Here is a 14,843-nt window from a genome sequence, read left to right on the forward strand (position 1 = left end):
TGCACGGCCGTATACGAAACATCTCAAAGTTGCATTCCGGTATCGGATGCTTCACCGAACATGATCCGGTAATGTCCAGATCGTGCCCGACACCTCCCCTCTCGCCGTGTGCGTCGGAGAGGGCCTGGTCTCCCTCGTGCCCACGGTCGCCGGTCCGCTCGAGGACAGCCGGACCTTCCGTCGCTCTCTCGCGGGCGCCGAATGGAACACGGCCGTCGCGCTGGCGTCCGCGGGGATCGACGCGGCCGTCGTGTCGAGAGTGGGTGACGACGGATTCGGACGCTTCCTCCGCGCGGAGCTGCGCCGACACGGCGTGGACGACTCGGCGGTGCAGACGGATCCCGACGCACCGACCGGCATCTACGTGAAGGAGCTGGTGCCGCTCGCCGACGGCGCTGTCGAGGCGCGGATGCACTACTACCGCACCGGCTCGGCGGCGTCCGCTATCTCCCCCGCCACGATCGCCGACGCCACCGTGGGCCGGCTCATCGAGGCCGCCGCCCTCGTGCACACGTCGGGCATCACGCCCGCGCTCTCGTCGACGGCGCATGCCGCGCAGGATGCGGTCTTCGCCCTTCCCCGCGGTGAGCGCCTCCTGAGCTTCGACGTCAACTGGCGTCCGGCGCTCTGGCGACGACGCGAAGACGAGGGCGGCGACGTGCTCACGGGATACGCACGCCGCGCGGACGTGGTGTTCTGCACCATTGCCGATGCGGATGCCGTCTTCGGCGTCTCGGATCCCGACGACGTGCGCGCCTTCCTCCCCGAACCGCGGTATCTCGTCGTCACCAGCGCGCGGGGCGCGATCGCGTTCGACGGCCCGGACCGGACGGAGAGCTCTGCGCTGGACGTGCCCGTGGTCGAGACGATCGGGGCGGGCGACGCATTCGCGGCCGGGTTCCTTGCGGGAATCCTGAGCGGGCTCTCGCTCACGGGGAGCCTCGCCCGCGCACATCGGATCGCGACGCGCGCCCTCACCAGCACTCGCGACCACGTCGACTGAATCGCACGCACCGGCTCGGACGACGCGGGGCGGTCGTTCAGTGCGGAGCGCGGCGGCGAGGAGCGGCAGCGTCGTGCGTGAGCTGCAGCGGCACGGCGACGGGCTCGCCGCGATGCTGCACGACGCGGACGAACAGGATGTCGACGAGAGCGAGCTGGGCGATGCGACTCGACATCGCCGCCATGCGGAACGGCGACTCGTGCGCATGCGTGAGGAGGACGATATCGGCCGCGAGCGCCAGCGTCGAGTCAGCGACGCTCGTGATCGCGACGGAGAGCGCCCCCGCGTCGCGAGCGACCTCGATCGCTCGGATCACCTCGGCCGTCTCTCCGCCGTGCGAGAAGCCGATGGCGACGTCCTGCGACGAGCGCAGTGAGGCGGTGGTCACCGCGAGATGCGGATCGGCGGAGTGCGCGACCGAGCATCCGATGCGCGCGAGCTTCTGCTGCAGGTCCTGCGCGGTGAGCGACGACGCGGCCTGCCCGAAGAGATCGATGTGGCGCGCGGCGACCAGGGCGAGCGCCACGCGATCGAGCGCAGACGCATCGAGGCCGCGAGCGGTCTTCTCGATCGCGTCGATCTCCTGTGCGGCGAGCTTCGCGGCGATCGCGGGCGGTTCGTCATCCGGGTTGATCGCGGTGGTGTCGAGCCCGAAGCGCGCCTGCTGCGCCTGGGCGAGCGTGACCGTGCGAGCGACGGCGACCCGGAGTTCGCGGTATCCGCTGAAGCCCAACGACTGCGCGAAACGGGCGACGGTCGACAGCGAGGTGCTGCAGACCCGCGCCAGGTCGTTGATCGCGAGATCCACGACCAGGGTGGGGTCGCCGAGAATCGTCTCCGCCACCTTCGCCTCCGCCGCGCTCAGGCGCGGTACGGCTCGGCGTACCAGTGCAAGAACATCAGCGTCCACTGTGCCATCCTGCCTCAGACGCCCGGTGCGGCATCACCCCGTGACGAACCGACACGGTGGGCGTATGCTCCGCTGAGGCTTTCGCGGGCGACCTGAGCACCGATCCGGCTCGCCGCGCCGACCTCGACCACCGGGAGCGCGAGAGGGCGGTGCGACGCCAGTCCGACGTTGACGACCACCGCATCGGGATCACGATCCGCCGCTCGCTCGATCACGGCACGCTGGTCGTCGTCGACTCCGGGGCGATCGACGAGCACGACGGTCAGGCCGTCCGCCGCGATCACCTGATCGAGCACGGCATCCCGTTCCGCCGCCGGCACGCGCGAGACGTCCAGTCGTGAGATGTGGCCCTCCCCCGCGAGCGTCCTGGCGACGTACGCGGCCGCGTTGTCGACGGCGAGCGATGCGCGTCGGCGGGCATCGAGCACGGCGAGGGCCGACGCGTCAGCCTGTACTCCCCGGACAGCGCGACGAACGACCTCGTGTGCGGAGTACGCAGGCTCCGACGACTCGTCGACGCCTGCCTCCGGCGAACCGGCGCGAAGCGCCTGCGACAGGTCTGCGACGCGACGAGCGGCCTCCTCGACCCGCGCTCGCGAGAGCGAGCCGTCACGCAGGGCCGCGACGATCCCGTCACGGGCGGCGAGGAAGTCCCGCCGGTCCTGATCCGGGTGCGTCTCCCTCCCGGGATTCGACGGGTTCCCGATGCACAGCAGATCCGCGCCGGCTGCGAGCGCACGCGCAGCCCCCGCGCCGATGCCCACGGTCTCGCGGATCGCCGCCATGTCGAGCGCGTCGGTGACGATGACGCCCTCGAAGCCCCATTCCCTCGGCACGCCGAGGATCCGTGGATTCAGTGTGGCGGGCTCCGGGCCCCACGCCGGCACCACGATGTGCGCGGTCATGATCATGCGGACTCCCGCCGCGACGGCCGCGCGGAAGGGCTCGAGATGAACGCGCTCGAACTGCTCGACGTCGATCGTGATCTCGGGCAGGGAGTGATGCGAATCGAGGTGGGTGTCGCCGTGCCCGGGGAAGTGCTTCACGCAGGCGGCGACGCCCGAGCGCTGCATGCCCGTGATCTCTGCGACCGCGTGCCGTGACACCAGATGCTCGTCACTGCCGAAGGAGCGCACACCGATGACCGGGTTACGGGGATCGGTGTTGACGTCGGCGACCGGACCGAGCACCACGTTGCCGCCCGCGGCGCGCACGCGGCGCGCGAGCTCGACGCCGACGGCCTCGGTGGCCGACGGGTCGTCGACCAGGCCGAGCTGCGCGGCGCCCGGGAGGGTCGACCCCGTGCTCGCCTCGAGACGCGTGACACTGCCGCCCTCCTCATCGATGCCGATGAGGGCTGCGGGGTTCGCGGCCACGATCTGCGCGCTCAGCGCAGGAAGACCCTCGCCGACGTTCTGGCCGAAGTACACGACCCCCGCGAGCCCGTCGCGCAGCGCGTCGAGAAGCCACGACGGTGCCTCGGTGCCGAAGAACCCCGGCCAGAGCACGCCGTTCGCGAGCCGTTCGAGATCATCGGTCATCCCTTCACCGCCCCTGCGACCATCCCGGCGGAGAGGCGGCGCTGCACGATCACGAAGAAGATCATGACGGGGATCGTGATGATGGTCGACGCCGCCATGATGCTGCCCCAGTCGTTGGAGTGCAGACCGAAGAAGGACTTCAGGCCGATCGACACCGTGTACTGGTCGGTCGCGCTGCCGAGGATCGTCATCGCGAAGATGAACTCGTTCCAGGCCGTGATGAAGCTGAAGATGCTGGTGGCGACGAGTCCCGGCATCACGAGCGGGAGCAGGATCGACCGGAACATGCGCCACCAGCTCGCACCGTCGATGTAGGCGGCCTCCTCGAGCTCGACGGGAACGGCCGCCACGAATCCGCGCAGCATCCAGATCCCGAAGGCCAGGGAGAGCGCGACGTAGACCACCATCAGGCCGAGGATGCTGTTGAGCAGCCCGAGGCTCTTGACCTGCAGGAAGAGCGGGATCACGAGCGCCTCGAGCGGAACCATCTGCACGATGAGGATCATCATGAGGATGGTGGTGCGGAACTTGAACTTGAAGCGGGCGACGGCGACCGCCGCCAGCAGGCAGACCAGGGCGCTCACCAGAACGGTGACGAGAGCGACGATGGCCGAGTTGCGCAGGTAGGTGCCGAAGCCGCCGTCGGTGAGCACATACGCGAAGTTGTCGAACGTGAACTCCTGCGGGAGCAGCGATTGACCTCCGCTCGACGCCTTGGCGTCGAGCGCGCTGGAGACCATCCAGTACACGGGGAACAGGGTGAAGATCAGGACGGCGGCGATCGCGACGCCGGTGCCGACGCGCGACATGACAGACGGGCGGGGGTTCACAGCTCGTCCTCCTTCATGAGGGAGCGGATGTACACGATCGTGATGCCGATCAGCACGAGGGTGAGCAGCACGGCGAGCGCCGCGCCGAACCCGTAGCGGTTCTGTCCGAAGGACTCGACGTACGACCAGACGCCGAGGTTCAGCACCGATCTGTTGCCTCCGCCGCCGCCGGGCATCAGGTAGACCTGCGCGAAGACCTTGAAGTCCCAGATCGTCGACAGGATGATCACGACCGAGAACACGGGCTTCAGCGTGGGGAAGATGATCTTCCAGAAGCGCATCCAGGCGTTCGCCCCGTCGAGCGCGGCGGCTTCGAGCATCTCCTTCGAGACGCCGAGCAGGCCCGCGAGCACCGTGATCGCGACGAACGGGAAGCCGTGGTGCACGACGTTCAGCAGCACGATCGCGTAGAACGACCACTGATTCGTGAACCAGTTCACCGGGTCGTCCATCAGACCGAGGTCCTGCAGGACGGTGTTGAAGATGCCGCGGTCGGCATCGAAGATGAAGGTCCAGACATACGTGCCGGTGACGGCGGGCATGGCCCAGGCCACCATGATGCAGCTGGAGACGATGGTGCGCCAGACCGTGCCGAGCTTCGCGAGCAGCAGGGCCACGAGAGTGCCCACGGCGACCGTGACGAACACGGCGACGGCCGCGAAGCCCACCGTGTTCGGGAGCACGATCGTCCACAGCGTCGGATTGGTGAGCGCCTCGACATAGTTGTCGACGCCGATCCAGTTGCTCTCACCGGTGTTGATCTCGCGCAGGCCGTAGTCCTGCAGCGAGTAGATGACGACCTGGATGAGCGGCCAGAGCATGAGCACCGCGAGGATGACCAGGCCCGGGGCGAGGAGGAGCCAGGGGCGGGCCGTGATCAGCGAGAGGCCTCGCTTCTTCTCCGGCCGGCCGCCGGCCACGGAGGCGGAGGAGGGCTCCGCCTTCGTGGCCGGCAGTGGCGCTTGCACCATCGACATGGAGTGATACAGCCTTACTGGTTGAGCAGGTCGGTCATCTCAGCAGCGGCATCCTTCGTCGCCGTGGCGACGTCCTTCTGTCCGCTGAGGATCGCCTGAATCATCGAGTTGGTCGTCTTCTTCGCCTGCACGGCACCGAAGTTCGGCGTGACCGGCACGGATGCGCCGCCCTCGACCATCTGCTCCGCGAACGGAGCGACCAGGGGGTCGGTCGAGGCGAGAGCCTCTTCCATCGCCGACTGGACTCCCGGGAAGTAGCCGGTCTCGTCAGCCCACTTCTCGGCGAACTCGCCCGTGGTCATGAGCTTGACGAACTGCCATGCGAGCTCGGCGTTCTCGGTGGTGTTGAAGACCGAGAGGTGCGAGCCGCCGAGCACGGACGGAGCGATCCCGCCGTCCTCACCGGGGATCACGGCCGCGCCGATCTTGCCCTCGAGGTCGGGGTTCGCCTCGATCAGAGCCTTCGGGGTCCACGAGCCGGAGAGCATCATCGCGACGTTGCCCTGCGTGAACGAGTCGCGCAGGTCGGTCTCCTTCCAGGTGGTCGCACCCGCGGAGGAGAAGCCGTGCTCGGTCGCGAGCCCGGTGTAGAACTCGATGCCCGCCTGCGACTCCGCGCTGTCGAGCTCGCTCGTCCAGGTGTCGCCGTCGAGGGTCGCGACCTCGCCGCCGGCGCCCCACACCCAGGGGTAGACCTGGAACTCGGCGTCGCCCGCGACGGGGAAGGGCAGCATGTCGGGCTTGGCCGCCTTGATGGCCTCGCCGGCGGCGACGATGTCGTCCCACGTCTTCGGAGCCTCGAGGCCGAGCTCGTCGAACACGTCGGTGCGGTAGACGATCGAGCGGACACCCGCGTACCACGGCATGCCGTAGAGCTCTTCGTCGTACGTGCCGGCGACCGCGAGGCCCTCGACGAGGTCGTCGCGGAGGCCCTTCTCGGCGTCGACGTACTCGTCGAGCGGCTCGAGCGCGCCGGCGTCGGCGAACTCGGCGGTCCAGGTGGTGCCGGTCTCGGCGATGTCGGGCGTGGTGCCGCCGGCGATGGACGTCACGAAGCGATCGTGGGCGTCGGCCCACTGGATCTCCTCGATCGTGACCGTCGCCCCGGTCTCCTCCTCGAACGCCGCGGACACCTCGTCGTAGAACGCGGTCGCGTCGGGGTTGGTGCCCTTCATGATCCAGACGGTGAGCTCCTGGCCCTCTCCGTCTGCGGACCCGCCACCGTCGGTCGCGCCACCGGCGCAGGCCGCCAGGCCCAGGGTTGCCACGGCGCCGAGCGCCACGACCGGAAGAATGCGCTTATGCATCAGGGATCTCCTCTTTGAACGTCCTGGTGGCTTCGGGAACCCACCCGGTTAGGAAAAAGTATTCATCACTAACTAATTACCTGCAAGTTATTCTCGGAAACGTCACTTGCCCGTAACATCGGCGATCCGACGCTCTTCCCGGCCGCTCCGGACGCGCGGGAAGCCGCGTATTCTCGAGGGATGGGACGGACCAGAGCTCGCGACGCGGAGCATCCACACATCCGGCTCGACCATGGCGGAGAGGCGCGCGTCATCCCGTCCGAGTTCACGAGCGGCTATGAGCTGGTCGTCGACGGGACGCCTCAGTCGCACGTCGACCTCGACGATCCTACCCACCTCCACTTCGAATACATCGCGCGTATGGGCGCGGTGATCGATCAGCTGCCCGCGGGTCCGCTCACGGCCGTGCACCTGGGTGCGGGCGCGCTGACGATCCCCCGGTATATAGAGGCATCGCGACCCGGCTCCCGTCAGCAGGTGATCGAGCTCGAATCCCCGCTCGTGGCGCTGGTCCGCGAGCATCTGCCGCTCCCCCGCGGCGCCGCGATCCGCCTGCGCATCGGCGATGCCCGCGAGGGCGTGCGGCGGCTGCCGCCCGGTGTCGTGGGTGCGTGCGACCTGGTCGTGTCCGACGTCTTCTCGGGGGCGCAGACCCCCGCGCACCTGACCAGCGTCGAGTTCTACCGCGAAGTGGCCGAGCTGCTCGGACCCGCGGGAGTGATGCTCGTGAACGTCGCCGACGGGCCGGGGCTCGCATTCGCGCGGCGCCAGGTCGCGACAGTCGCCGAGGTGCTGCCCGAGATCGGGGTCCTCGCCGACGCCCAGGTGCTGAAGGGCAGGCGCTTCGGCAATCTCGTGATCGCGGCGTCAGTCGCACCGCTCCCCTCCGAATGGCTTCCGCGGATGCTCGCCGCGGGCCCCCACCCGGCCAAGATCGCCCAGGGCGCCGAGGTCGCGGCGTTCGTGCAGGGCGCGCGGGTCGTCACCGATCAGGACGCCGTGGCGTCTCCGCGCCCCGACGCCTCGCTCTTCCTGCGCTGATGCGATCGAGCGCTCCCCGGATGCATGTCGCCGGGGCGTGCCGACCCCGGAACCGGCCGCTCCCGGGGCAGACTGTTCAAGGGGACGCTGCGGAAGGAGAGCAATGAGTTTCATCCGAGGATACGACCGGGAGAGTCTTCGCGAACTGGTCGATCTCGATGAATGCGCGACCAGGCTCGCGGAGATCGAGGAACAGCGCAGCCTCCCGGCCTTGCTCGAGCGGGTATGGCTGCTGAAGGTGCTCGGGCGCCTCGATGAGGCCCTCGCCCTGGCCGACACGACCGTGCGCCAGGCTCGCATGGCGGGCACACGGCGGGATGTGCTGCGTGCACGCGTGCTGCACGCCACCGTCCTGCAGTACCGCGGCGCCCATGCCGCGGCCGAGCAGGAGCTCGCGACCTGTGCGTCGGAGGCCGAAGGACAGCGGTGGCTGTCGATCGCGGCCTTCGCGTATCAGCACCACGGCAAGAACTCCTACGAGGCGGGCGACTACGAGACCGCGCGCGAGAGCTTCAAGCAGTCGCTCTTCCTGCGCCGCGAAGCGGGCGCCGCCGACAGCGAGCTGGAGACGGTGCTTCTCGCGATCGAGGCGGCCGAGCGGCGTCGCCCCGCTCCGCTCCCCGTCGGCTGACACCTCGATGCCGTGCGATGTCGGCGGCATGGCTTAGCCTGAACGCATGGCGGAACTTGACCGGGTGCGGGTCTGGGGCGAAGCGCTGATCGCACTGCACCTCGACGACAGCTGGTCCTTCGGCTTCGATCACGCGAAGCGGCGCGCCGGTCAGTGCGACTACACGAGGAAGCGCATCACGGTGTCGCGGTACCTCGCCGCGCGCTTCGACGACGACGAGATCCACCAGGTGCTGCTGCACGAGGTGGCGCACGCACTCGCCGGACACGCCGCCGCTCACGGTGCGGTCTGGAAGAGAGTCGCGCGCGACATCGGGTACGTGGGCGGAACGACTCATCACGGCGAGACGGCCGTCGAGCTCGCGCCATGGGTCGGCACATGTCCGGCAGGTCATGTCACGTACCGCCACCGGCGCCCCGTGCGGCAGACGTCGTGCGCGCGCTGCTCGCGCGCGTTCGACGCCCGCTACCAGTTCGCGTGGACCCGACGTGAGATCACGGCCGACGCCCGCTCAGCCGCCCAGATGTCGCGCTAAACACTTCACCGAGGGCGATCGGTGTCGGTCCCCGGAACTCCCTCATCACCGTGTCCGGCCTCCGGGTGAAGGCCCGGGTCCCCCGACTCCGTCGACTCGGTGGAGAAAGGCCCATCGCTCCCCTGATGCTCGGGCTCGGGCTCGGGCTCGCCGCCGCGGCGACGCCGTCGCAGCAGCGCAGCCGCGGCGCGCCAGCCGATCAGCAGGATCCCGAGTGTCACGGCCGCGACGATGATGAAGGCGGTCTGCGCGGTGTCTCCGGTGGCGAGGCGGAGCAGCATGCCGCCTGCGACGGTCACGACCCAGACCACGGCACCCCACGCGAGCGCCCACGGGCGACGCGGTCGGGCCGGCAGCAGCGCCGCGACGCCGTGACCGACCACGAGAGCGACGAGGAAGGGCCACGCGGTGAGGACGAATCCGCCCGGGTCCTCATCGTGCGATGCGCGGCCGATCACCGCGAACACGAGGACCAGGAGCGCATCGAGGAGCAGAGCAGGGACGTACCGCATGCCCCGACCCTACGACCCGGCAGCGCCAACACCGGGAGAGGCCGCGGCCTGTCTCCGGCTGCGCGGAAGACAGCCGCCTAGTCGAAAGCGACGAACCGTCCGTCGCGCAGGATCGGCACCGCATCGACGGCGTCGACCTCGGCTGCCGAGGCCGGCGACGTCGGCACGATGCCGGCTGCGGTCATCCTCGCGGTGGCGTCCACGCCCTCGGCGATCTCACGCGCCGAGCCACTCGCACTGACCATGTGGCGCAACGCTCTGCGGAGTGCGCGGAACCCCTCCGCCGCGACCGCGGCGTCCGGAGACGTGTGGTCGATGCCGAGGTCGGTCAGAGCAGCGATGACGGCGCCGGCGCCGAGATGGTCTTCGACTGCGAAGCGCAGAGCGCCCGCGGCGTCGACCTCGCCGGCCGCGATGATCGCCACAGAGGTGCGGGCCTGACGCCGGTTCTGCAGCGTCACGATCGCGCGAGCGACAGCGCCGGCATTGCGAAGACCGCCCAGCAGCACCGTCTCGTGCTCGGCGGCCGCCGCCACGGCAGCGCCGTTGCGCGACCACCTCGCTGCGCCGTCGAGCTCCACCTCGGCGCCGGCCGCCACGGCATCCGCCACTGTCGACGAGAACCGCAGGACGTCGACGATCACGAGGATGTCAGCGGGAGCGAGGCGGGCGAGCCCCCCGGCGCCCCACTCGAGGCGCACCTGATACGTGGACTGGTCGAACGCAGACGGCATCCGTTCAGCTTATTCTGCGCGATCGTGGTCCTGTCGACGCATGACGCCGACAGGACCACGATCGTCGTCAGTCGGCGGCGAGCGCCTCGACCGGCGCGACGCGAGTGGCGAGACGGGTCGGTGCGGCGGCAGCGACCAGCGTGAGCACGGCTGTCGCGACGACGATGATCACGACGGGCAGCCACGGCACGTGCGGCGCCACGAGACCCGCGGGCTCGAAGTCGGGCAGGGTCGGCGTGGACCCGAGCAGCGACTGGGCGGCGACCCATCCGTAGACGACCCCGAGGACGAGCCCCGTCACGGTGGCGGTGACGGTGATGTGCGTCGCCTCCAGCAACACCATGCGGCGCACCTGCGTGTTGGAGAGGCCGATCGAGCGCAGCAGCCCGAGCTCTCGACGACGCTGCACGACACCGATCGTGAGGAGGTTCACCAGCCCCACGGCGGCGATCACGGCGGAGACGGCCACGAGCAGCATCATGATCGATGCGAAGGCGTCGAACGGTGCGAAGAACGCCTCGGGGATCGACCCCTCGGACTGCATGATGAGCATCTGCTTCACCGACTCGAGTGCCACGGCGAACATCGTCACGAGCGTGACCCCCATGACGACCCCGATCGCCATGCGCGATGAGCGTTCGGGATACCGCAGCGCGTTCTCGGCAGCCAGCCGAGCCGTCGCGCTGGAGCCGAACAGGCGCCCGACCAGGCGCAGGACGGGCGGCATGAAGAGCACGGCACCGAGCGCGAGGCCCGTGAACGACAGGAGTCCTCCGAAGAACGCCACGACGACGCCCAACGGGTGCACCAGCCCGAGCACGACGCCGCCGGCGAGGAGCAGCGATCCCGCGACGAGGAGCACCCAGGCTCCGACATGACGTCCGGGACGGGAGACCTCGTCGTGCGTGCGCTCGACCGAACCACCGATCGCCTGCAGCGGAGTGACCGCGAGCACGCGCTTCGAGCCCACCCATGCGGCAGCCCAGGTCGTGAGTGCGACGCCGACCGCCGGAAGCGCGAGTGCCGGCTGCGCGAGGGAGAACCCGGACGGCTGGTGCTCGATCCACGTCGACCCGAGCTGCACTCCGACCGCGGAGAGCAGGACTCCTGCGAGCACTCCGATCGCCGCGCCGAGAAGGCCGACGATCAGCCCCTGCCTTCCCACCTCGGCGCGCTGAGACCGAGCCGTCGCGCCGATCAGCCGCATCAGCGCGATCCTCCGGGTGCGGCCCGCGACGATCGTCGAGAACGTGTTCGCCGTGACGATCGCCGCGACGTACATCGCGACCGCGGTGAGCAGCACCGACAGGAGACCGACGATGAACGCGAGGGTCTCGCTGTCCCCGATGAACGGGTCGGCCTGCAGCACCGCGCCGAGGTACGCGGTGACCTCGACGAGGATCACGCCGAACGCTGCCGACAGCGCGGCGACGAGGACGCTCGCTCCCATCCCGCGTTCGCGCAGCCAGGCCAGACGCGGGCCGGTCGTCGCGGTCTGCGGCACCACGGTGCGAACCGCGGGTGCGGCGACCGCGCTCATGCCGCCACCTCCGCCGCGAGCATGTACGCCGAGATCTCCTCGGCGCTCTGACGCGGGTGGTCGGCCACGAGGCGGCCGTCGCCGAGGAAGAGCACCCGATCGGCGTGACTCGCGGCGATCGCGTCATGCGTGACCATGGCGATCGACTGCCCGTGCTCCCGGCTCGCGGTCGCCAGCAGCTGGAGCACCTCGCGCCCCGATGTCGAATCGAGGTTCCCGGTCGGCTCGTCGGCGAACACCAGGTCGGGTGCCGTGGCCAGCGCGCGAGCGATCGCGACCCGCTGCTGTTGTCCGCCCGACAGCTGGTGCGGGCGGTGCTGCAGCCGTGCCCCGAGCCCCAGAGTCTCGACGAGGCCGTCGATGCGCGCCTTCTCGATCGCACTGGGGCGTCTCCCGTCGAGCTCGAATGGCAGCATGATGTTGCCGATCGCCGTGAGGGTGGGCACCAGGTTGAATGCCTGGAAGATGAACCCCACGCGGCGTCGGCGCAGGATCGTCAGGTCGAGGTCGCCGAGGCCGGTGATCTCGGTGTCGCCGATCCAGGCCCGCCCGCCCGACGGAGTGTCCAGTCCCGCCATGATGTGCATGAGGGTGGACTTGCCCGAGCCCGAGGGCCCCATGATGGCGGTGAACTGCCCGCGTCTGATGCCCACGCTGACGTCGTCGAGCGCGTGCACCGCGCCTTCTCCGGCGCCGTAGGTCTTGCTGAGGTGCTGCACGCGGGCTGCGAGCCCGAGGTCGCTGGTCGTGATCTCCATGTCGACGACGCTATTTCTCGCGGATGCCTCTCCGCGTCGCCCGTGCGGCTCATGCGTCTACATCGCAAGGATGATCTGCCCGGCCCTCGTGACTCAGGTGAGCCCGTGCTCGAACGCGAACACGACGAGCTGCACCCGGTCGCGGAGCGAGAGCTTGGTGAGGATGCGGCTGATGTGCGTCTTGACGGTCGCCTCGCTGAGGTATTCGCGCGCCGCGATCTCGCTGTTCGACAGGCCTCGTGCGGCGAGGGCGAAGATCTCGCGCTCGCGTTCGGTGAGCGTGGTGAACTGCACGGGGGCGGGCTTGGGCGCCTCGGCGAAGTGCTGGAAGAGCTCGCGCGTCGCAGATGCGGCGATCACGCTCGATCCGGAGTGCACCGTGCGGATCGCCGCCAGCAGGAACTCCGGGTCCGCGTCCTTGAGCAGGAAGCCACTCGCCCCCTGGCGGATGGCCCGGGCCGCGGCCTCGTCGAGATCGAAGGTCGTGAGCATCACGATGCGCGGCGGATCCGGCTGCGCGAGGATCTCTGCGGTCGCTGCCAGCCCGTCCATCACCGGCATGCGGATGTCCATCAGCACCACGTCGGGCCGCACCGAACGCACGAGCGACACCGCCTCTCGACCGTCGCCCGCTTCGCCCACGACGTCGAGGTCGGGCTGCGATGCGACGAGCATCCGGATTCCGGCGCGGAAGAGCGCCTGGTCGTCGACGAGTACGACCCTGATCATGCTGTCTCTCCGATCGGCAGCGACGCCGCGACGACGAACTGCACGCCGTCACGCTCTGCCAGAAGGCTACCGCCCACGAGCTGAGCGCGTTCGCGCATGCCGATGACCCCGTGTCCCCCGCCGACCTGCGTTCCTCCCGCTCGCACGGTGTTGCGCACCTGCAGGTCGACCCGATCGGGCAGCCAGGCGAGGTGCACGTCGACCGCACCGTCGCCGTGCCGGATCGCGTTCGTCAGCGCCTCCTGCAGGATCCGGTACACCGCGAGCTGGATCGCCCCGGGCGGTTCACCGGGAGGCGTCGGATCGACGGTGATGCGGGGTTCGATCCCCGCCTGGCGCACCTGGGCGAACAGCGTCTCGAGGTCGGCGAGCGTGGGTTGCGGACCGTCTCCCTGACGATGCCGCAGCTGGGTGAGCAGCAGGCGCACATCGCTCAGCGCCCCGCGCGCGGTCTGCGCGATGGTCGCGAGCGCATCGCCCGCCATCTCGGGCTGCGACGCCGCCGCGTAGCGCGCGCCGTCGGCCTGGGCGATGACCACGGCGAGCGAGTGCGCGACGATGTCGTGCATGTCGCGCGCGATCCGCACGCGCTCCTGCTCCTCCGCGGCCAGCGACTCGGCCTGAAGCTGGGCAGACCGCGTGCGCCGCGCGCGCAGTACGACCCGCCACAGCAGACCGCACACCCATGCGAATCCGAGGGCGAGAACCGAGACCACGAGGAGCAGCGTCCCCGTGGTCAGCTGATCCCAGCCGCTCGCACCGGATGCCACGCCCGTGACGACGACCATATACGCGGCGGCGACGAAGGCGCCGAAGAGCGCCGAGCCGAAACCCCACCACAGGACCACGCGCGATCCCCACGCGGCGGTCGCGTACAGGACCAGGAGAATGGCGACGTCGATGGGGAGCGGCCCCTGCCCCGCGAGCATCTGCACGAAGGCGCCGACCCAGGCGGCCCCCAGGGCCAGCCCGGGCGCGAGCCTGCCGACCGCCACGCCGCCGAACATCAGCAGACCCGCCACGACGATCGCCACGGTGCTCGTGGTGGGCACATCGACGCTGCTCGCTCCCGGGCCGTAGAAGGCGACCGAGAACGAGGTGAGGATGACGAACAGCAGCGCCGCACCGACGATGTCGAGCACGAGCGCCGTGCGGGAGAGCGGGCGGATCACTCTCCCACGCTACGCGGCGCGCGGTGCACCGCGCATCCGCCGGGAGATGTATCCGGGCTGCCCGTCAGGCGCGCGCGATGATCTCGCCGTGCGGCACGAGGTACCAGCCGTCGCCGTCGTCGGCCCAGCGCTTCCAGGCGTCGCTGATCTGCCGCAGATCTTCCGGCGTGGCCATCGCACTGTCGACCAGCTGACGCGCGAGCGCGGACTCCAGGATGCGGTCGGCCCACATGCCGCCCCACCACGAGCGATCCTCGGGCGTGGCATAGGTCCAGGTGGAGGTCGTCGCCGTGACCTCGACGAATCCCGCGGCCCTCGCCCACGACAGCAGGCGCCGCCCGGCATCCGGCTCGCCTCCGTTCGCGCGCGCCGCCGTCCGGTAGAGATCCAGCCACCTGTCGAGCTCCGGCAGCATCGGGAACCAGAGGAATCCGGCGTAGTCGGCGTCGCGCGCCGCGACCACGCCTCCCGGCACCGCGACGCGTCGCATCTCTCGGAGCGCCTGCACGGGATCCTCGACGTGCTGCAGCACCTGGTGGGCGTGCACGACGTCGAAGCTGTCGGAGGCGAAGCTCATCGCGTGCACGTCCTCGATCGAGAAGTCGAGGTTGACGAGTCCTCTG

16 protein-coding genes are annotated in these 14,843 nt (G+C 69.8%); 4 read left to right on the forward strand and 12 right to left on the reverse strand.

Going from position 1 to position 14,843, the window contains the following annotated elements:
• The first annotated feature begins 82 nt into the window (after nucleotides 1–82).
• The gene (locus RWO82_RS07330) at nucleotides 83–1,003 is read left to right on the forward strand and encodes a sugar kinase (protein WP_314425202.1); all 921 of its coding nucleotides are present in this window, start codon (nucleotides 83–85) and stop codon (nucleotides 1,001–1,003) included.
• Nucleotides 1,004–1,040: 37 nt separating this feature from the next.
• Here the strand turns inward: RWO82_RS07330 and RWO82_RS07335 are convergent, their stop codons facing one another.
• From RWO82_RS07335 to RWO82_RS07355, 5 genes are read right to left on the reverse strand one after another with little or no spacing between them, the layout of a single operon-like run.
• Entirely contained in the window at nucleotides 1,041–1,913 is an 873-nt protein-coding gene (locus RWO82_RS07335; RefSeq protein WP_314425203.1) for a MurR/RpiR family transcriptional regulator, read from the reverse strand.
• A 14-nt stretch (nucleotides 1,914–1,927) separates the two neighbouring features.
• Complete coding sequence (locus RWO82_RS07340) at nucleotides 1,928–3,454, reverse strand: glycoside hydrolase family 3 N-terminal domain-containing protein (protein ID WP_314425205.1); 1,527 nt, start codon at nucleotides 3,452–3,454, stop codon at nucleotides 1,928–1,930.
• The gene (locus RWO82_RS07345; protein ID WP_314425207.1) at nucleotides 3,451–4,284 is read right to left on the reverse strand and encodes a carbohydrate ABC transporter permease; all 834 of its coding nucleotides are present in this window, start codon (nucleotides 4,282–4,284) and stop codon (nucleotides 3,451–3,453) included. Before RWO82_RS07345 ends, RWO82_RS07340 begins: the two co-directional genes overlap by 4 nt.
• Nucleotides 4,281–5,261: a sugar ABC transporter permease gene (locus tag RWO82_RS07350; protein ID WP_314425209.1), complete on the reverse strand. Its 981-nt coding sequence runs from the start codon at nucleotides 5,259–5,261 to the stop codon at nucleotides 4,281–4,283. The genes RWO82_RS07345 and RWO82_RS07350 overlap by 4 nt, the downstream gene beginning before the upstream one ends.
• Nucleotides 5,262–5,275: 14 nt before the next feature.
• Entirely contained in the window at nucleotides 5,276–6,568 is a 1,293-nt protein-coding gene (locus tag RWO82_RS07355; RefSeq protein ID WP_314425211.1) for a sugar ABC transporter substrate-binding protein, read from the reverse strand.
• Between the two features lie 180 nt (nucleotides 6,569–6,748).
• On the opposite strand from RWO82_RS07355, the gene RWO82_RS07360 reads away from it, so the two are divergent.
• The 3 genes from RWO82_RS07360 to RWO82_RS07370 all read left to right on the forward strand — a co-directional run bounded on the left by RWO82_RS07360 (nucleotide 6,749) and on the right by RWO82_RS07370 (nucleotide 8,775).
• Nucleotides 6,749–7,609 carry a fused MFS/spermidine synthase gene (locus RWO82_RS07360; RefSeq protein ID WP_314425213.1) on the forward strand — a complete coding sequence of 287 codons (861 nt, stop codon included), beginning with the start codon at nucleotides 6,749–6,751 and terminating at the stop codon, nucleotides 7,607–7,609.
• Nucleotides 7,610–7,712: 103 nt separating this feature from the next.
• The gene (locus tag RWO82_RS07365; protein WP_314425215.1) at nucleotides 7,713–8,240 is read left to right on the forward strand and encodes a hypothetical protein; all 528 of its coding nucleotides are present in this window, start codon (nucleotides 7,713–7,715) and stop codon (nucleotides 8,238–8,240) included.
• A gap of 46 nt (nucleotides 8,241–8,286) precedes the next feature.
• On the forward strand, nucleotides 8,287–8,775 hold the full coding sequence (locus RWO82_RS07370; protein WP_314425216.1) for a SprT-like domain-containing protein: 489 nt from the start codon (nucleotides 8,287–8,289) through the stop codon (nucleotides 8,773–8,775).
• A 5-nt stretch (nucleotides 8,776–8,780) separates the two neighbouring features.
• Here the strand turns inward: RWO82_RS07370 and RWO82_RS07375 are convergent, their stop codons facing one another.
• The 7 genes from RWO82_RS07375 to RWO82_RS07405 form a co-directional block, all read right to left on the reverse strand.
• A complete protein-coding gene (locus RWO82_RS07375; protein WP_314425218.1) occupies nucleotides 8,781–9,287 on the reverse strand; it encodes a DUF3054 domain-containing protein in 507 nt (168 codons plus the stop codon).
• A gap of 77 nt (nucleotides 9,288–9,364) precedes the next feature.
• Nucleotides 9,365–10,021, reverse strand: coding sequence for a 2-phosphosulfolactate phosphatase (locus RWO82_RS07380; RefSeq protein ID WP_314425219.1), 657 nt, complete (start codon nucleotides 10,019–10,021; stop codon nucleotides 9,365–9,367).
• A 67-nt stretch (nucleotides 10,022–10,088) separates the two neighbouring features.
• A complete protein-coding gene (locus tag RWO82_RS07385) occupies nucleotides 10,089–11,561 on the reverse strand; it encodes an ABC transporter permease (protein ID WP_314425222.1) in 1,473 nt (490 codons plus the stop codon).
• Nucleotides 11,558–12,319, reverse strand: coding sequence for an ABC transporter ATP-binding protein (locus RWO82_RS07390; RefSeq protein ID WP_314425224.1), 762 nt, complete (start codon nucleotides 12,317–12,319; stop codon nucleotides 11,558–11,560). The genes RWO82_RS07385 and RWO82_RS07390 overlap by 4 nt, the downstream gene beginning before the upstream one ends.
• Before the next feature lie 93 nt (nucleotides 12,320–12,412).
• The gene (locus RWO82_RS07395; RefSeq protein WP_314425225.1) at nucleotides 12,413–13,048 is read right to left on the reverse strand and encodes a response regulator transcription factor; all 636 of its coding nucleotides are present in this window, start codon (nucleotides 13,046–13,048) and stop codon (nucleotides 12,413–12,415) included.
• Entirely contained in the window at nucleotides 13,045–14,220 is a 1,176-nt protein-coding gene (locus RWO82_RS07400; RefSeq protein WP_314425226.1) for a histidine kinase, read from the reverse strand. Before RWO82_RS07400 ends, RWO82_RS07395 begins: the two co-directional genes overlap by 4 nt.
• Before the next feature lie 64 nt (nucleotides 14,221–14,284).
• Nucleotides 14,285–14,843, reverse strand: a 559-nt coding sequence (locus RWO82_RS07405; protein ID WP_314425228.1) for a methyltransferase domain-containing protein, incomplete at its 5' end; no start/stop codon positions are given.

The sequence above is a fragment of the uncultured Microbacterium sp. genome (genome assembly GCF_963521645.1).
Lineage (GTDB): Bacteria > Actinomycetota > Actinomycetes > Actinomycetales > Microbacteriaceae > Microbacterium.